Raw genomic sequence first — 18715 nt, forward strand, 5'->3', positions numbered from 1 at the left:
GATACCGCTGCGATGCTGAGTCCTTATGCAAATGCATCGGCAGTAAATAACTCGATAGCAACCAAAGTAAATATTTCCGACACTGCTTCCATGTTGGGTTCTTATGCAAGAACGCAGCGCGTGATTGATTCTTTGAGTTTGGTTGGAAGCAGGTTGAATTTAAAATTAAATATTGCTGATACCGCTGCGATGCTGAGTCCTTATGCAAATGCATCGGCAGTAAATAACTCGATAGCAACCAAGTTAAATATTTCCGACACCGCTTCCATGTTGAGTTCCTATGCAAGAACGCAGCGCGTGATTGATTCTTTGAGTTTGGTTCAAAGCAGGATCAACTTAAAATTAAATATCGCTGATACCGCTGCTATGCTTGCACCATATGCAACAGTGGCCAACTCTACTTCAGGTTTAAATACCAAAGTAAATATTTCTGACACTGCTTCCATGCTGGGTTCTTATGCAAGAACGCAGCGCATGATTGATTCTTTGAGTTTGGTTCAAAGCAGGATCAACTTAAAATTAAATATCGCTGATACCGCTGCTATGCTTGCATCATATGCAAATGCATCGACAGTAAATAACTCGATAGCAACCAAGTTAAATATTTCCGACACCGCTTCCATGCTGAGTTCCTATGCAAGAACGCAGCGCGTGATTGATTCTTTAAATTTGGTTCAAAGCAGGTTGAATTTAAAATTAAATGTTGCTGATACCGCTGCGATGCTGAGTCCTTATGCAAATGCATCGGCAGTAAATAACTCGATAGCAACTAAAGTAAATATTTCCGATACTGCTTCCATGTTGGGTTCTTATGCAAGAACGCAGCGCGTGATTGATTCTTTGAGCCTGGTGCAAAGCAGGATCAACTTAAAATTAAATATCGCTGATACCGCTGCGATGCTGGCACCATATGCAACAGTGGCCAACTCTACTTCAGGTTTAAATACCAAAGTAAATATTTCCGACACCGCTTCCATGTTGGGTTCTTATGCAAGAACGCAGCGCATGATTGATTCTTTGAGCCTGGTTGGAAGCAGGTTGAATTTAAAATTAAATATCGCTGATACCGCTGCGATGCTGAGTCCTTATGCAAATGCGTCGACAGTAAATAACTCGATAGCAACCAAGTTAAATATTTCCGACACCGCTTCCATGCTGAGTTCTTATGCAAGAACGCAGCGCATGATTGATTCTTTGAGTTTGGTTCAAAGCAGGATCAACTTAAAATTAAATATCGCTGATACCGCTGCTATGCTTGCACCATATGCAACAGTGGCCAACTCTACTTCAGGTTTAAATACCAAAGTAAATATTTCTGACACTGCTTCCATGCTGGGTTCTTATGCAAGAACACAGCGCATGATTGATTCTTTGAGTTTGGTTCAAAGCAGGATCAACTTAAAATTAAATATCGCTGATACCGCTGCTATGCTTGCACCATATGCAACAGTGGCCAGCTCTACTTCGGCTTTAAATACCAAAGTAAATATTTCTGACACCGCTTCCATGTTGGGTTCTTATGCAAGAACACAGCGTATGATTGATTCATTGAGTTTGGTTCAAAGCAGGATCAACTTAAAATTAAATATCGCTGATACCGCTGCTATGCTGAGTCCCTATGCAACGATTGCAGGATCCAACGCAGGTTTAAATACCAAAGTAAATATTTCCGATACTGCTTCCATGCTGAGTTCTTATGCAAGAACGCAGCGCGTGATTGATTCTTTGAGTTTGGTTCAAAGCAGGATCAACTTAAAATTAAATATCGCTGACACCGCTGCGATGCTGGCACCATATGCAACAGTAGCCAACTCTACTTCAGGTTTAAATACCAAAGTAAATATTTCCGACACTGCTTCCATGTTGGGTTCTTATGCAAGAACGCAGCGCATGATTGATTCTTTGAGCCTGGTTGGAAGCAGGTTGAATTTAAAATTAAATATCGCTGATACCGCTGCGATGCTGAGTCCTTATGCAAATGCGTCGACAGTAAATAACTCGATAGCAACCAAGTTAAATATTTCCGACACCGCTTCCATGCTGAGTTCTTATGCAAGAACGCAGCGCATGATTGATTCTTTGAGTTTGGTTCAAAGCAGGATCAACTTAAAATTAAATATCGCTGATACCGCTGCTATGCTTGCACCATATGCAACAGTGGCCAACTCTACTTCAGGTTTAAATACCAAAGTAAATATTTCTGACACTGCTTCCATGCTGGGTTCTTATGCAAGAACGCAGCGCATGATTGATTCTTTGAGCCTGGTTCAAAGCAGGATCAACTTAAAATTAAATATCGCTGATACCGCTGCTATGCTGAGTCCCTATGCAACGATTGCAGGATCCAACGCAGGTTTAAATACCAAAGTAAATATTTCCGATACTGCTTCCATGCTGAGTTCTTATGCAAGAACGCAGCGCGTGATTGATTCTTTAAATTTGGTTCAAAGCAGGATCAACTTAAAATTAAATATCGCTGACACCGCTGCGATGCTGGCACCATATGCAAATGCATCGGCAGTAAATAACTCAATAGCGACCAAAGTAAATATTTCTGACACTGCTTCCATGCTCAGTTCTTATGCAAGAACGCAGCGCGTGATTGATTCTTTAAATTTGGTTCAAAGCAGGATCAACTTAAAATTAAATATCGCTGATACCGCTGCGATGCTGAGTCCTTATGCAAATGCATCGGCAGTAAATAACTCGATAGCAACCAAGTTAAATATTTCCGACACTGCTTCCATGCTGGGTTCCTATGCAAGAACGCAGCGCATGATTGATTCTTTGAGCCTGGTTCAAAGCAGGATCAACTTAAAATTAAATATCGCTGATACCGCTGCTATGCTAAGCCCGTACGCGAAACAAGGAACACTTTCCAACTTTGTTAACTTAACTACTGCACAAACTATTGGCGGCATTAAAACATACAATTCAGATATGGTAGTTAATGGCATTAAAATAGGAAGAGGCACAGGTAATAATAGCCAGAATACGGCCTTTGGTAGTTCGGCCCTGGGTTCAGGAACCGGTTCGCGCAATACAGCAATTGGTTATGGGGCCATGCAAAGTTATAGTGGCGCTTCCTTCGATAATAATACAAGTGTCGGTTATTCTAATTTGCCAAGGTTAACCACCGGGAATGCAAATACGTCTGTGGGCGCTGAAGCAATGATGTCGGTTTCTACAGGCACATATAACACCGGCATCGGCCAGCAATCTCTATTAAGCTCAACAGGGAATTTTAATACAGCGTTGGGTTCTGCTGCCGGTAGCTCAGTCACTTCAGGCTCTCAGAATACATTCATTGGCGCTAACTCAAATGTATCAACAGCCACTCTAACCAATGCCACCGCTATTGGCTATGCAGCTATCGCTGATGCAAGCAATAAAATTCAATTGGGAAATGCAAGCGTAACCGCTGTAAACACCAGTGGAAATATCACCGCAAAATCCTTTATAAAATCGGGCGGCACTTCTTCTCAATATTTAATGGCTGATGGCTCTGTATCTTCAGGGCCGGCAGCTATCAATGACGCAACTGATGAATTTACCGCGACTGCAGCTCAAACAAGTTTTACGCTGACTCAAATTCCATCCACGCACAGCAAAATAAAAATGTATATCAACGGAATAAGAATAAGTAATTCTGCTTACAGTTGGAGCGGAAAGACTTTGACTTATGTTCCTGCAAATAACGGCAGCTATACATTGACGGCCAGCGACAGAATTCAATTCGATTATTTTTATTAATCCCATTGTTATGAAGCAATTATTTTTCGTTTTTCTCAGCATATTTTTTATCACCAACTTATGGGGGCAAGCCTTAGATAAGCATGGACAGGTAACCAATAACTCATCTTTGTATATTAACAAGAACGGAGCTATGGGCCAGGACGGGCTGAATAAAAACGGTGCTGTGGTTTATGTTGGTAGTAATAATTATGCGCTTGACTTCAAAGGCGATGACGACTACATATCATTACCGGCAGGAGTTTATTTTACCGGAGACTTCACCATTGAATGCTGGGTATATCCAAAGAGCTTTGCAAACTGGGCAAGGATAATTGATTTTGGGAATGGCGCCGGCAGCAATAATGTTTTATTATCTTATACGTATGGCACCAGCGGAGCGCCTGGCTTTTATGTTGAAGGAGCTCAATTCCAGGCCACACAAACACTTCCACTTAATCAATGGTCTCACATAGCCGCCACGTTAAATGGCACTACAGCTACTATTTATATCAATGGTATAGTAGCCGGTACCGCTACATTTCCAACGCCTGTAAATATAATCCGTAATAATTGCTACATAGGTAAAAGCAATTGGGGCGGCGATCCTTATGCAAACGCCATTTTCGATGAACTGCGCATTTGGAATACAGCAAAAACGCAATCTGAGATACTATCTTCGATGAATACACAATTGTTGGGCAATGAACCGGGATTGGTAGCTTACTATAATTTTAACCAAGGAATACCTTCGGCTAATAATGCAGGAATTACTTCCCTTATTGATAAAACAACCAATGCATATAATGGCACGCTGCATAATTTTGCGTTGATTGGAACCACCAGCAATTGGGTGAATGGCACTCCGCTTAATGATGGCACCTCTGCTTCTTCTGCATCCAGTAGCGCCTATGCAATTAAACAAGCCTTTCCCTCTTCCCCGGATGGTTATTATTGGATAAAAAACCCAAACATCAATGGCGGCGCACCTTTTCAGATCTATGCTGATATGACAACAGATGGCGGGGGCTGGACGCTGATCATGTGTAATAGAAATCCAAATGCCGGATGGACAAATGCGAATGCCGTTTTAAGAAGTCAAACAAGCCCAACTAATGATGGAGATTATTCTATCATTGCATGGGCAGATTATATCAGGAAAAGCGCCACAGGTTTTCAATACATGATGGATGCTAATACCAGGGGAAGCTATGGCGGTATCTGGACGGTAAACCAGCCTTATAGTTTTGTAAGCCGGGTAAATACGAATACTGACATTACAATCAATACCAAATTTGGAAATTGGAATTATTTTGAAGGCGGTGGTTTTGGGCCGCGAATGCCCTGGTGGACCACCCGAACCAGCGAAGGAATTATAACTACCAGCCAAAGCGGAACCTCTTACTGGTGGGGAACCTTAATTGCCAGCAGCGGATGGAGTCCTTCACCGTGGCTGTCAGGTGATGGAGGAACCTTATCCATGCAAGGCCCCGGTATTATCTGGTATTGGGTAAGGTAACCCATCAAACATTAATTGCAGTAAACGAACAAAGAGGAATCATTTCTATTTTAGTTTTTATTGCCGGTTACATAATCATAAATAATTCGCGAAACCCGCGCCAGTGTTTCATTGGCAGCATTTTCATCTTCAACACCTTTTGATAATAAAACCAATACATACTTCCGCCCGTCGGGAAGGAACACAATTCCTGAGTCGTGCGAAATCTTAGTGATAGAACCTGTTTTGTTAGCCACTTTCACATTAGCGGGAAGCTTTGCAGGAATTTTTTCCCTTAACTGCTGGTGCATTAAAATTTGTATCATTGAATCGCATGCCGGTTTATTCACCACCGTTCCTTTGTCAAGGTGATCAAAAATTATCATCAGGTCATAGGCCGTTACCGTATTATTCAGCCCCAATTCATAGGCTTTACTGTCTTCTACGCCCCGCAAGGCTTGTATGTTTTTTGCCCCGATAGAACGCATGGTGCTATTTGCATTTTTAGCATCAATCAGATCTACGATAAGATTCGTAGCAAAATTGCTGCTCTGCGTAATCATCCGGTACAGTAAATTGTAGATGGTTTCCTTCTGCCCAATCCGGCGATACAAATCTCTTTCGCTGTCATCAGTAGAATCGAGGTGGTAGAGGCTTTCATCAACAATACTTCTAAAATCATTGTGAATTAAAATGGAATCGTTAAGAGAAAATTTACCTTCATCGGCCTGCTTAAAAGTTTCTATTAAAAATGCAGTTTTGATCGTGCTGGCTGCATGAAAATTTTCATGGGCATTCATCAAAAATTGTTCACCGGTAGCAAGATCTTCAAATGCTACCGCAAAGGTGCCGGCGGGTTGTTTGGCAAATTCAGCCAAAATTTCTTTATGCATTTTAGCGGTATCAATAGGAGGATGAATAAAAATATTCTGCATGGCGGAAAAAGTAAAAAGGAAAGAATAAAAGAAGGTCATAAGTTTAATAAATTTCACAGGAAAAAATCTCCTGGATTCAATCATTAAAATTATGGATTACAAGCTAAATCCCCGCGACAGTAAATAAACTTTTAATCCGGTTTTTTAATTTGATACAAATGCCATTCAGTCGGGAAGCCCACTCAGCCCTTATTTTTTTTTAAATAAAGTAATACAATTATCCTTTTTACCCGGAATAAAAAAGAAACTTATTGGTTCATTTACCAGCGACTATGTTATTCATCAATTCATTCATCACGTTTATATTAACGCAACAGTAAACAAAGAAAAAACCTGGTTTTATTTTTAGTAAGATTTCTAACGTTTTCTCAGCGTTAAGTAATCCAGGTAATAAACTACTTTTAGGCTTAGCTCATTAGAATGAGGGCTGCGCAATACCTGGTTGAAATTTTTGAAGTAAGTCCGGTACTGCGTTTCGTCGAGGTACACCTCAGCGCCGAGCGCATTTTTCCATGAAAGCGTCAGCCGGCTTCCCGGTAAAAAATCCCAGGTATAGAACATGTCAATATTAAATGTATTGAAGTTTACATCACGTCCGGCATAAAAATTCGTCTCCGTCCAATATCCATCTTGTTTCACGTCATAAAAATGATGATACACAACGTTGCTCCAGTAATGGCGTAAGCGGACGTTACAATGCATTAAGGCGTTAATAGAATAGGCTGCTCCTAAAATTGAATAATCCGTTTTTACAGTCCGTTGTCCCAGTATCGGGAGATGAGAATTGATATCCCTGAAGACATATCCATAGTTTGCCTCATCTTTATCCAGGTGGCCTTCTGCATTCATTTCAAAACGATCATTAAATTTATACGTTGCGCCCAGAGTAAAACCATAATAAGGCTCATCGGGCAATGAAGTAAGACCACTTTCTGCGGCATAATTTATAAACAATTTTTTTCGTGTATCGGTGCTTCCGGTAATATTTAAAAAATATTGAGCGGGCCTTTTCAAAACACTTCCCGGCGTCCTTAATTCAAAATAATCATTAGACCAGGAAGGCGCTATTTGAAGCGTTCCGGATACATAGGAAAAATCTTTCATCAACAAAAATGCTGTAGTGTTTATGACAAAATTTTGCCATTTGAAAGGTTTGTATAAATATTGGTTGGTGGCGCCAAAAGTATATCGCTGATTCAGGAAATGTTTTGTGGGTTTATAAAGTACATAGCTAATGTTGCCCGTATAATTGAATTGATTATTATTTTGAAGAAATCCCAGGTCATTCGGATCATAGGTGTCAGACATGGCAAGCGCCAAAAAGGAATATTGCAATTTCCCACTTACTTTTTGAAATCCCGCATTAGTTTTAAAACCATCATAATTCCCGTTTTTACCCCAAACATTGCTATAAATACCATCAATACTCAAATGATGGCGGTTGTTTTTATCATATAAGGAAAGCCCAAGCGCAGACACGTTTGCATTGCGGCTATTGCCGTTTCTTAAAACATTTGTATTGGTAAAAGTTACCGAAGAACGGTTTTTCAATGCCTGGTCAAGAACAATAATGTTGTAATTGGTTAAAGGTTCCGTTTGAATATGAATAGTTGAATCCGTTAATTTATCAAAAATTTCGGCATTCATATTTGAAGTAACGGCATTGAAAATTCCAATACCAAGATTGCCTTTTGTGCGGCCCGAAAATTTGGTGCCATTGATTAACCTCGTGATGCCGGGATTATTTATAATTTGATAACCAGGGTTAGAAGATGCTTTCTGCAACACATCATACGAACCTGAAGGAGCATCGCCAATTCTTCTTGAATAAAAGATGCCCGCTTTATTGAATAATTCAGTTCCTTCAGTAAAAAAAGGCCTGAAATCTTCAAATTTGATATCAAAAGGGCTGAGATTTAAGACAATGTTATCAGACTGAACCTGCGCAAAGTCAGGGATTAGTGTAAGGTCGAGCGTAAAGCTTTCATTGATTCCATATTTTACATCCATGCCACCGCTTTTCAGAAAGCTAACCTCCTTTTTAGTTCCTACGGGAGAAATATTTACGCCGCTGGAAAGATAAGGCAGAAAAGATAGCCTTACAGGAGGCGTAATATTGTGAAGATCTTTCCAATCACCCCACTTATTCATGTCGCCGCCGATTTTTGGATCATCCGGGCTCCACGTTGACAATTCATTTGTAACTCTTCTGAACCGGCTAAACTGAAGGCCCCAGGTCTGCAAATTACTTTTTGAAAACCGGATTGCGCTAAAAGGGATTTTCATTTCTACTACCCAGCCGTCATTTCTCAGGCTTACTTTACTTTCCCAAACCGCATTCCACGAATCATCTTCCTGAGTAGACAATTTTGCATCTTTTTGTACGCCGGCCGCTGATACTTTAAAACTAAAGCCGTTTTGTTTATCATTATAAGTGTCTACGCCCACACCAAAAACATCTACATCCTTATCTTCAATATCATCCCGCGCGGTCAGGCGGCGTTTTATGTTTTCCGGGTCATCAAAAATATAGGCTAATACATACACCGCCGAATTATCATAAGCAATTTTTACCTCAGTATGGCTGGCATCTTTGCCAAATACTGGTGTAGAAGTAATAAAACCGGAAATGGATGGAACATGCTTCCATTCTTCATCTGCCGGATCTCCGTCAATACGTATAGATTCAGTTATTTTAATAGCCGCTACCGACTTCGTTTGAGCAAAAGAAGAAAAGAAGGGAAAGCAAAATAATAAAATAGAAATAAGTAAAAACTTACTCATATAGTTAGTTATACACGGTTTTTTTAAAAATGAAAAAAAGACGAAATTATTGTTGACAATTATCAACTAATTTACAGAATTCTGCCGTCTTTTTAATTCTTTTTCAATAAGCTGCAATTCCCTCCTTGTTTGGCTACTCACTGAGGAGTTTTCCTGTGCCCGTCGCATCAGATAAGGAATCACATCTTTTATCGGGCCAAAGGGAACATATTTACTGGCGTTGCAACCTGCTTTGGCGAGATTAAAAGTGATGTTGTCGCTCATTCCATAAAGCTGCGACAAATGAACCCTGGAATCGTTCAGCGCGAGGCCATATTTCGTCATGATTTGGGTTGCCAGCAAATTACTGTACTCATTATGAGAGCCGATAACCACGTGCATGTTATTTTGCGGATCTAAACAAAATGCTACGGCAGCATTAAATTCATCATCAGTGGCTGTTTTGGTTTCATTTATGGGAGAAGCGTAATTCATTTCTACGGCCCGCGCGCGTTCTTTTTCCATGTAAGCGCCACGCACCAGTTTCATAGCTGGAATAAAATTATTTTCTTTGGCAAAGCTGCAAAAGTCTTTAATATACTCCAACCTGTCGTGCCGGTATAATTGCGCCGTATTGTATATCACGGGCTTTCCAGTATTAAACTCCAACATCATCATGGTAGCAAGCGCATCTTCAGCATGTTGAATCCAGCTTTCTTCCGCATCCACTAAAACGCCCACATTGCATTTGGCAGCTACTGCGCATATTTTAGTAAGCCGTGCCACCACCCTGGTCCATTCTGCTTTTTCATTTTCGTTTAGTTTATCAAATGCAATTTTACCCCGGACAATATCATTGTAAACGGCAGAATTGTTCACTTTTTCCAGCAAACCAAACCGTGAAAGGCCCGTAAGTTTAATACTCATGTAGGGAATGTTGGGTTGAGTAGCCGCATAGTTAATTACCCTGATGAATTCGTCGCTAGCATGGTCAAATTCTTTTTCTCCTTCTTTACCCTCCACGCCATAATCTAAAATCACTTCCACATTAAATTTTGCCAGATTCTCTACAACAGTCGACGTATCTTCAAGTGTTTCCCCACCCACAAATTGACTAAAAATAGTTTTCCTGATAATCCCTTTAACCGGCAAGCCCATTTTCAAAGCGAGGGGCGTAAGCCATAATCCCAGTTTCACCAACCAGGGTTTTGTCATAGATTCATAAATAAACCTGGCGTTTTTTAATTGCTTATCCGATTTTGAGGCAAAGGCTGTTTTTGTATCATCAAAAGAGAGTTCCTTCATAAGTTTAAAAACCGAAATTCAGCATTCACAAACAATCCGCCAAATAATAAATAGCCAGGTAGTCAAAAATAGCTCCACTTCACATTAACTATATTTGCAAAAATTTTCGCGGAATGAACGCTAAAAGACCCTCAGAAAGTTTAATCGTGATGACAGAATTGGTTTTGCCCAATGATACCAACCTATTTGACAACTTAATGGGCGGACGGCTGATGTATTGGATGGACATAGCTGCAGCACTCTCCGGCAGCAAGCATTGTGGCGCGCCGGTAGTTACCGCATCGGTCGACAATATTTCTTTTACAAATCCCATCAAGCTGGGAAATGTAGTCCACATCCAGGCCAAAGTTACCCGCGCTTTTAATACCAGCATGGAAATTTACCTGAAAGTGTGGGGAGAAGACATTCTGCAACAGTATAAATATCCAAGTAATGAAGCTTACTACACATTCGTAGCTCTTGACCCTCATGGTAAACCAAGGGCTGTTCCTAAAATAGAGCCCGAAACACCGGAGGAGACAGAACTTTATGAAGGCGCTTTGCGCAGAAGGCAACTGAGATTGATTCTGGGAGGAAAAATGAAGCCCGGCGATGCATCTGAGCTGAAAGCCTTATTTATGAATGTAAGGGACGACAAACAAGGAATCTAACCCGGAAGAAGAAATAAAACAAAAATTTCTTTATTTATTCGTTCACTGGCCTAATCCTGCAATTTATTTTCTGATTTTATCCACATGAATTTTTTGCTTTGCTCAATCGAATCCATCACTTTTTCGAGGATTTCATCAACACTTTCTTCGTAAGTCAGTTGCAGCGGCGCTTTGAATTTCACAGAAAGAACAACGCCTTTCTTCTTAAATTTCAGGCCTTTCTTGTTGAAAGCGCGCCAGAATCCATTAATGACTACAGGGATAACAACCGGCCTGTGATATTTGATGATGAATGCAGTTCCTTTTCTTCCGGGGGCAAAAGGCTTGGTAGTACCCTGCGGGAAAGTTATCACCCAATTGTCCTTCAAAGCACTGGAAATTTTTCGTGTATCGGCCGGGTCAAGGCCACGCCTGATTTCCTGGCCATCTTTTTTCCAGGTACGCTTTACGGTGATGGCTCCTCCCCATCTGAAAAAGCGGCTCACCCAGGTACTTTTCATCGTTTCGGCAGCAGCCACAAAATACACGCGGGTAAAGGGATTTAAAAGGTAAAATGGAACGCCTAACTTATTCTGCCTGCGCCACTTAACAGCGCAAAAAATATGAATAAGTGTGATAACATCAGCGAAATACGTCTGGTGATTACTCACGAAAAGCACATTTTTTTTGGGAAGCTTTTTCAAATGTTCAGTTCCGCTTATAGTAAGCTTGTTAATAATGGCAATCCCCGGGTAGCTAAAAATCCCTATAATGAAATAAACCACTGACTTAAACAGGTGAGTCTTCTGCAGGTTTTTTAGCCAACGCTTCATTCAATTTGGTTTACTATCCAATCAATTTGCAATATAACAATTAGGATTTAAACAAATTATGAATTCATTGGCATGAATTTTAGGGTATGATGGGAAATCGACCTGGTTATCTTACTATGCAGGCGAAATTTTTGGCCTTGAAAAACAGTAAAGCGTAGGAGCAATCCTATGCTTTTTTTTATACTAAAAATGTATAATACTATAGAAATGCTCAGCGGTATTTATTACCTTTGCACTCCCCAAATAAAAAAGGGAAAGCAATTTTAATCACAAATTTTTTAACAATCAACAAATGCTGATGGACAGGGTCTTTAAAACGACACAGCAATAACAAAATTACCTGTAAATAAATAATGGATACTGAAAACAAAGAACCAAAATCGGAAACCCAGGAAATAGTATCAGATGGCCGTCCACAGGGTGGCATTGAGGGAGTCCCCTTCCCTGACTTTCCTGATGTGGAATCTGCGCAGGCTGCCACAGAGCCCCAACCCACAGAATTGGAAATTCATGAAGAAGCACTTTCAACACCTCATGATGATTTTGACTGGAGCATTGACAAAAGAAATGTGACTGTTTACAACGATTCTGAAAGGGAAAAGTACGATGAGGTTTATGATAAAACCTTCAAGCAAATTAATGACGGCGAAATGGTAACCGGCAACGTAGTGGCGATGACCAAAACCGACGTTGTTATTAACATAGGCTTTAAAAGTGATGGCCTTGTAGGATTGAACGAATTTCGCGATATGCCTAACCTGAAAGTAGGCGACGAAGTGGAAGTGATGGTTGCAGAGAAGGAAGACAAAGACGGCAATCTTCACCTGAGCCGCAAGCAAGCCCGCACTACCCGTGCATGGGAAAAAATTGTTGAAATGCACAAAACAGGTGAAATCGTTACAGGCCTCGTTACCAGCAAAACCAAAGGCGGTCTTATTGTGGATGTATTTGGAATGGAAACATTCTTACCAGGTTCGCAAATTGACGTTAAGCCTGTTACAGATTACGACCAGTTTGTCGGAAAAACCATGGAGTTCAAAGTGGTTAAAATTAATGAAGCCATTAAGAATGCAGTTGTTTCCCATAAAGCGCTTATCGAAAGCGACATTGAACAGCAACGGGCTGAAATTATTGGCAAGTTGGAAAAAGGACAGGTATTGGAAGGAACCATCAAGAATATCACCGATTTCGGTGCATTCCTCGACCTTGGCGGCTTAGACGGTTTACTTTACATTACAGATATCAGTTGGGGTCGTATCAATCATCCAAGTGAAGTATTGAAACTTGACCAAAAACTGAACGTGGTAGTTCTTGACTTTGATGATGATAAAAAACGCATCAGTCTTGGTTTGAAACAATTAACTCCGCATCCTTGGGATACATTGCCTGAAAATATTAAAGAAGGCGAAATCGTAAAAGGAAAAGTGGTAAATATTGAAGATTACGGCGCATTCCTGGAAATTTATCCGGGCGTGGAAGGTTTGGTTCACGTAAGCGAAATCACATGGGCAAATACGCCAATCAATGCAAAAGAATTCTTCAAACTGGGCGATGAATATGAAGCGAAGATTGTAACGCTGAGCAAAGAAGATCGCAAGATGAGCCTTTCTATCAAGCAAATGACAGAAGACCCTTGGAACACGATTGAAACACAATATCCTGAAGGAAGCAAACACAAAGGCCTGGTAAAAAATATCACTCCTTACGGCGTGTTTGTTGAACTTTCTCCCGGCATTGGCGGAATGATTCATATAAGTGATTTGAGCTGGTTAAAACGTTTTAATAACCCGAATGAATACACGAAAGTTGGTGAAAATATTGATGTAATCATTATGAGCATTGATAAAGAAAACCGCAAGCTTCAGTTAGGACACAAGCAAATAGAAGAAGACCCATGGAATTCTTTGGAAGAAACTTTCCCTGTCGGAAGTGTTCATGAAGGAACCGTAACCCGCCGCGATGATAAAGGCGCCATAGTTCAGCTTCCTTACGGATTGGAAGGATTTGCCCCGGCACGCCATCTGCGTAAAGAAGATGAAAAGGTAATCGGCCTGGATGAGATAGCTCCTTTTATGGTAATTGAATTTGACAGGAATGATAAGAAAATCATTCTGAGCCACAGCCGCATCTGGGAGAAAGAAAGAGCAGATGAAAAAAATGCACAGCTACACGAAAGAAGAGTTGCGGCCGAAAGCACAAAGAAAGCCGTAAAAAACATTCAAAGCAAAGTTGAAAAAACCACATTAGGCGATTTAGGTGTGCTGGCAGATCTGAAGAAGAAAATGGACCAGGCTCCTGAAGCTGAAGCAGAAGTGAAAGCTAAAGCAGACGAAGCTCCTGCAGAAGCCCCTGTTGCGAAAAAAGAAACTTCGAAAAGTAAAGCGGATGCCGAAGAAACAAGCAATGAAGAAGAAAAACCTAAAGCAGAAAAGAAGGCAGAAGGTACTTTAGCCCAAACTCCCCCACCCCCCGCCAATGAGCCTCAGCATATAAAAGCCCAGGCAGAAGCGGCAGCGGAAAAGGAAGAAGCTGAAGCGGAAGATGCACAGGATGAAGATGCAAGCGAAGAGGAAAAGGCCTGATTCTTTTCATAGTATTCCAAAGCCCGTTGTTAGCTGTAACAACGGGCTTTTTTATTTAGATGAATAATGAGTATAGTAAATCAACAAATAATTTGATTTCCCATTCCTGCCTAAAATTCGTGTAGGCCTTACCGTTACATCATATATTTTATTTTTTTCAATGCAGCTTTCATATTAATTGCTTTTCCCAACACAGGCTTAAAAATATCTCCCTCGCTTCTGATGCGCGCAATAGAATTTTTAATCGTAAAGTCAGACATTTTAAGTCCTTTCTTAACTTCTTCCCAATGTAAAGGCATAGATACAGTGGCGCCGGGCTTTGGCCTCACCGAATAGGGAGCGGCAAGCGTGGCCTGCGGCCGGTTTTGTAAAAAATCGATATACATTTTCCTGTCACGGTTATTCACGATTCGCTCAATACTCGTGAATTCAGGCAGTTCCTTTTGCACAAGCGTCGCAATTTTTCTCGCAAATTCTTTTGATTCTTCATAAGTATATTTTGCGCCCAGCGGAAAATAAATGTGAAGCCCCGTTGATCCGGATGTTTTGCAACAACTTGTTACTCCTAATTCATCCAATACATTTTTTGTGACCTGCGCCGTAACGATTACCTGCTCAAATGTATTTTCATCAGGATCCAAATCAATGATGCACCAATCGGGATTATCAGGCTTATCAGCCGTGCTGCTCCAGGGGTTTATTTCAATGCAGCCGAGGTTCACCACATACAGCAAGCTGGCTTCATTACTGATTTTTAAAAAATTTTTGTCGCCATCTATTTTGCTGTGATAAGGAAAAGTTTCGATCCATTCAGGCACTTTGCCGGTTACGTTTTTTTGATAGAAACTTTTGCCGTTAATTCCATTGGGAAAACGATTTAAAGATTGAGGCCGGTTTTTTAAATAAGGTAAAATAAAAGGCGCAGCCTGATAATAGTAATTGATTAATTCCCTTTTGGTAATTTTCTCTTTGGGCCAATATATTTTTGAGAGATTGGTGAATTTTAATTCTTTGCCGTTGACTTTTCGTATCTGAGTTTTTTCACTTGGATTCAGCAAGGTTTTCCTCTCCCCTTTTTCCATGGGCTTTATGATTTTTTCTTTTTGCAAACCGGTTTTATTTACAATTTTTTCCGTGTCTGTTTCTTTTTCCATCACCACCTCTGCCGGTTTTTTGTCGTCGCGCATGCCTTCAAAAGAAGGATGCCGCATTACACCATCGCGCGTCATTTCCCTGTAGCTTACTTCAGCGATTAGCTTTGGTTGTAGCCATGTAGCCTCAGCGTGCGGCGGATTTGGCCGGAAGCGTGAGGGTTGATTTATATCCGGTTCATGCTGAAAAGGGCTTTCCGGAATAATAAGGGGCTCAAATTTTTTCATCAGCTTCTGCTGGAGTTTCTGCGTAAAGCCTGTACCAATTTTACCTGTGAAAACAAGATTTTTATTTTCAAAAACCCCCACGAGCAAAGAGCTGAAAAGCTTCGTGGTGTTTTCATTTTTTGTAAAACCGCCGATGACCACTTCCTGCCTTTGCTGCGTTTTTATTTTAAGCCAGTCTTTGGTTCGTTTGCCTGGCAGATATTGACTATCTGATTTTTTTGCCATAATTCCCTCCAATGACATTTCCTGGGCAAGCTTAAAAAATTCAAAGCCGTTTGTTTCAAAGTTTTCGCTGAGCTTTATAATGTCTGAGGTTGGCAACACGGTACTTAAAATTTTTCGGCGTTGCTCCAGCCCGAGCTCGAGCAGGCTTTTTCCCTGATACCACAAAATGTCAAAAACATAATACATCAAAATTCCATCCGCTTCGCTTCTCCATCCCTGAAGGCTGCTAAAGTCTGCTTTTCCATTTTCACGCAGGCTAACGATTTCCCCATCTAACACTGCATCCATTTTAAATTTTTTCAGTTCATCATAGATGGGATAAAATTTTTCATCAAATGATTTTGAATTCCTGGAGTCCAGGTGCACTTCGCCTTTGTTAAGAAATGACAAGGCGCGAAATCCATCCCACTTCACCTCGTATATCCAGCCTGGCTCATCAAATGGTTTATTAACCAATGTGGCGAGCATCGGCTCCATCTTTCGGGGAAAATTTTCTTTTTTTGCGCCAGATAGCAGGCTATTAAGTTCACTCGTTGAGGCCATAATTTCATTTTGGGTAATCAATATCCTTTTACCCTAAAAATATATGCCAATAAAAAATTAAACAATGAGTAGCTAATAAAAAGAAGGTATTGGTAGTAAATGGATAAATAAATGGAAATCTTATTTTCGGTGGGTATCCAAATTTTTTATAGCGGATGCTGCAATCCAACCGCTGGTCCAGGCATGCTGAAAATTGTATCCACCGGTTATTCCATCCACATTCAAAATTTCACCGGCGAAAAAAAGACGCGGGATAAGTTTACTTTCCATAGTTTGCGGAGTGACCTCGCTTAATTTTATTCCGCCTGCTGTCACAAATTCATCTTTAAAAGTGGTTTTGCCTTTTACATGAAATACTTGTGCGCAAAGCTGTTTGGCCAATAAGTTTTGCAGCCGTGCCGGAAGATCAGCCCACCGAATATGTAAATCAATTCCGCATTGCTGCAAATGGTAATCCCATAATCGTTGAGGTAAATGAAAAGGATTTGTATTAGTTATTTTTTTTGAAGAATAATCATTCCGCAATTCTTTCAATTTTTCGAGCAAAGAATTTTCGTTGTATTCTTCAAGCCAATTAACTGAAATGGTAAAATCGTAATTCATTTTGGCAAGCTCATTTGCTCCGAAAGCAGAAAGCTTTAATACAGCCGGGCCGCTCAAGCCCCAGTGAGTAATCAGCAAGGGGCCGGTTTGAGAAAATTTAGTTCCATTTATTTTTATCCTGCTGCTATTTACAGAAATCCCCATTAACGCTGAAATGGGATTATGGGGAATATTAAACGTAAATAAGGAAGGAACGGGATAATCAAAAGAATGGCCTAAATGCGTTAACCAATTGTATTGAGTTGGTTTAGGAAAACCGCCACAAGCAACACAAACATAATCAGCCTCAAGGATAGTTCCATCTTTTGCGGTTAATTTGAAAACATCATTTTCCTGGGAGGAAGGTATATCGACTCTTATGATTTCCCGGTTCAACAGAATTTCCACTGCGTGCTGGCTGGCCTGATGCAGAAAACAATGTATAATCGTTTCAGAAGAATTGCTGGCGGGAAACATTCTTCCATCAGGTTCAGTTTTTAACTGCACATTTTTTTGCTGAAACCACGCAACTGTATCGGTAGTAAAAAATTGATTAAAAGCGTTCTTTAAAAACCTTGCTCCACGTGGATAGTTTTTAATCATTTCGGTAATACTGAAGCAGGAATGAGTAACATTGCACCTGCCGCCTCCGCTTATCCTGACCTTACTCAACAACTTTCCGGATTTCTCAATAATGGTAACTTTTAATCCTGAATTATTTTCCGCAGCATTGATGGCACAAAAAAAACCTGCCGCTCCGCCACCAATCACAATAAGCTTTTTTTGTTCCATTTTGAGAAAACACTTATGTATCCTTCATTGATTCGTGTGTTGGGCGTATTACTCAATTCGCACAGGATGGCTGTTGCTTGTAATTAATAATCGGACCACAAATTTGAATTCGCTTTTTCAGCGGCCTCGATGGAAGAGAATGAAGTTAAAATGTCGGCCTTATTTTTCCTTACACAAACCATGTGCTCGTAATGTGCGGCGGGTTTTCCATCGCTTGTTCTTACCGTCCAGCCGTCTTTATCGTTATATACATCTTTGGTCCCCAGGTTTATCATGGGTTCTATTGCTATCACAAGGCCATCTTTTAATTTGCTACCCTTGCCCCGTTTTCCATAATTGGGAATTTGTGGGTCCTCGTGTAATTCCCTGCCGATGCCATGTCCCACCAATTCACGTACTACGCCATACCCGTGTTGTTTTTCTGTATATTCCTGTATCGCAGCCGAAATATCGCCAATGCGGTTTCCCACCACTGCTTTCTCGATACCAAGATAAAGCGCCTCCTTGGTCACACGCAGCAATTGTTTTACCTCTTCTGAAATTTCGCCAAGCGCGAAAGTGTAAGCGCTATCTCCATGATATCCGTTTTTAAGTGCCCCGCAATCGATTGAAATAATATCGCCTTCTTTCAGAGGCTCCTTCGTAGGGAAACCGTGCACCACGGCATCGTTCACCGAAATGCAACACGCAAAAGGATAGCCATGATAATGCTTGAAGTTGGGAACGGCGCCTTGCGCGAGTATAAATTCTTCCGCAATATCGTTGAGTTCCAAAGTAGATATGCCCGGTTTTAAGAAGGATGCCGCATGTGCGATACTGTCATTTACAATTTTGCAACTTTGCCTCAGTCTTTCTATTTCCTCACTTGATTTATAATGAATCATCAGGTATATTATTAATTTAAAAAAACCCCGTCA

General features: G+C 40.7%; 10 protein-coding genes and 1 pseudogene. 4 read left to right on the top strand and 7 right to left on the bottom strand.

All coding sequences use genetic code 11. The features are described from left to right. Both EFY79_RS21520 and EFY79_RS20465 read left to right on the top strand, forming a co-directional pair. Positions 1 to 3753, top strand: a pseudogene (locus EFY79_RS21520) (hypothetical protein); the annotation flags it as partial. A 10-nt stretch (positions 3754 to 3763) separates the two neighbouring features. After that, a complete protein-coding gene (locus tag EFY79_RS20465; RefSeq protein ID WP_123122621.1) occupies positions 3764 to 5251 on the top strand; it encodes a LamG domain-containing protein in 1488 nt (495 codons plus the stop codon). Positions 5252 to 5301: 50 nt separating this feature from the next. On the opposite strand, the gene EFY79_RS20470 is transcribed toward EFY79_RS20465, so the two are convergent. The 3 genes from EFY79_RS20470 to EFY79_RS20480 all read right to left on the bottom strand — a co-directional run bounded on the left by EFY79_RS20470 (position 5302) and on the right by EFY79_RS20480 (position 10233). Then, the gene (locus tag EFY79_RS20470; protein ID WP_199727603.1) at positions 5302 to 6165 is read right to left on the bottom strand and encodes a serine hydrolase; all 864 of its coding nucleotides are present in this window, start codon (positions 6163 to 6165) and stop codon (positions 5302 to 5304) included. A 357-nt stretch (positions 6166 to 6522) separates the two neighbouring features. Further along, positions 6523 to 8949: a DUF5916 domain-containing protein gene (locus tag EFY79_RS20475; protein ID WP_123122623.1), complete on the bottom strand. Its 2427-nt coding sequence runs from the start codon at positions 8947 to 8949 to the stop codon at positions 6523 to 6525. A 66-nt stretch (positions 8950 to 9015) separates the two neighbouring features. Then, positions 9016 to 10233, bottom strand: coding sequence for a proline dehydrogenase family protein (locus tag EFY79_RS20480; protein ID WP_123122624.1), 1218 nt, complete (start codon positions 10231 to 10233; stop codon positions 9016 to 9018). A 113-nt stretch (positions 10234 to 10346) separates the two neighbouring features. On the opposite strand from EFY79_RS20480, the gene EFY79_RS20485 reads away from it, so the two are divergent. Next, on the top strand, positions 10347 to 10883 hold the full coding sequence (locus EFY79_RS20485; RefSeq protein WP_123122625.1) for an acyl-CoA thioesterase: 537 nt from the start codon (positions 10347 to 10349) through the stop codon (positions 10881 to 10883). Between the two features lie 50 nt (positions 10884 to 10933). Here the strand turns inward: EFY79_RS20485 and EFY79_RS20490 are convergent, their stop codons facing one another. Then, the gene (locus EFY79_RS20490; protein WP_123122626.1) at positions 10934 to 11695 is read right to left on the bottom strand and encodes a lysophospholipid acyltransferase family protein; all 762 of its coding nucleotides are present in this window, start codon (positions 11693 to 11695) and stop codon (positions 10934 to 10936) included. 353 nt (positions 11696 to 12048) lie between these two features. Here EFY79_RS20490 and rpsA point away from each other — a divergent pair, with 353 nt between their 5' ends. Continuing rightward, the gene (gene rpsA, locus EFY79_RS20495) at positions 12049 to 14277 is read left to right on the top strand and encodes a 30S ribosomal protein S1 (RefSeq protein WP_233578070.1); all 2229 of its coding nucleotides are present in this window, start codon (positions 12049 to 12051) and stop codon (positions 14275 to 14277) included. Positions 14278 to 14411: 134 nt separating this feature from the next. Here rpsA and ligD read toward each other — a convergent pair whose 3' ends face one another. The 3 genes from ligD to map form a co-directional block, all read right to left on the bottom strand. Continuing rightward, positions 14412 to 16424, bottom strand: coding sequence for a DNA ligase D (gene ligD / locus EFY79_RS20500; protein ID WP_233578071.1), 2013 nt, complete (start codon positions 16422 to 16424; stop codon positions 14412 to 14414). A gap of 120 nt (positions 16425 to 16544) precedes the next feature. Beyond that, on the bottom strand, positions 16545 to 17798 hold the full coding sequence (locus EFY79_RS20505; protein ID WP_123122627.1) for a BaiN/RdsA family NAD(P)/FAD-dependent oxidoreductase: 1254 nt from the start codon (positions 17796 to 17798) through the stop codon (positions 16545 to 16547). A gap of 83 nt (positions 17799 to 17881) precedes the next feature. After that, positions 17882 to 18682 (bottom strand): type I methionyl aminopeptidase, encoded by an 801-nt coding sequence (gene map, locus EFY79_RS20510; protein ID WP_123122628.1) that lies wholly within the window; start codon positions 18680 to 18682, stop codon positions 17882 to 17884. Positions 18683 to 18715 lie beyond the last annotated feature (33 nt).

The sequence above is a fragment of the Hanamia caeni genome (assembly GCF_003721595.1).
GTDB classification, from domain to species: domain Bacteria; phylum Bacteroidota; class Bacteroidia; order Chitinophagales; family Chitinophagaceae; genus Ginsengibacter; species Ginsengibacter caeni.

Coding starts and splice junctions, on each gene's coding strand:
- EFY79_RS20505 (WP_123122627.1), bottom strand. CDS start 17,798: ATGGAACAAAAAAAGCTTATTGTGATTGGTGGCGGAGCGGCAGGTTTT.
- EFY79_RS20470 (WP_199727603.1), bottom strand. CDS start 6,165: ATGCAGAATATTTTTATTCATCCTCCTATTGATACCGCTAAAATGCAT.
- ligD (WP_233578071.1), bottom strand. CDS start 16,424: ATGGCCTCAACGAGTGAACTTAATAGCCTGCTATCTGGCGCAAAAAAA.
- EFY79_RS20475 (WP_123122623.1), bottom strand. CDS start 8,949: ATGAGTAAGTTTTTACTTATTTCTATTTTATTATTTTGCTTTCCCTTC.
- EFY79_RS20485 (WP_123122625.1), top strand. CDS start 10,347: ATGAACGCTAAAAGACCCTCAGAAAGTTTAATCGTGATGACAGAATTG.
- EFY79_RS20480 (WP_123122624.1), bottom strand. CDS start 10,233: ATGAAGGAACTCTCTTTTGATGATACAAAAACAGCCTTTGCCTCAAAA.
- map (WP_123122628.1), bottom strand. CDS start 18,682: ATGATTCATTATAAATCAAGTGAGGAAATAGAAAGACTGAGGCAAAGT.
- rpsA (WP_233578070.1), top strand. CDS start 12,049: ATGGATACTGAAAACAAAGAACCAAAATCGGAAACCCAGGAAATAGTA.
- EFY79_RS20465 (WP_123122621.1), top strand. CDS start 3,764: ATGAAGCAATTATTTTTCGTTTTTCTCAGCATATTTTTTATCACCAAC.
- EFY79_RS20490 (WP_123122626.1), bottom strand. CDS start 11,695: ATGAAGCGTTGGCTAAAAAACCTGCAGAAGACTCACCTGTTTAAGTCA.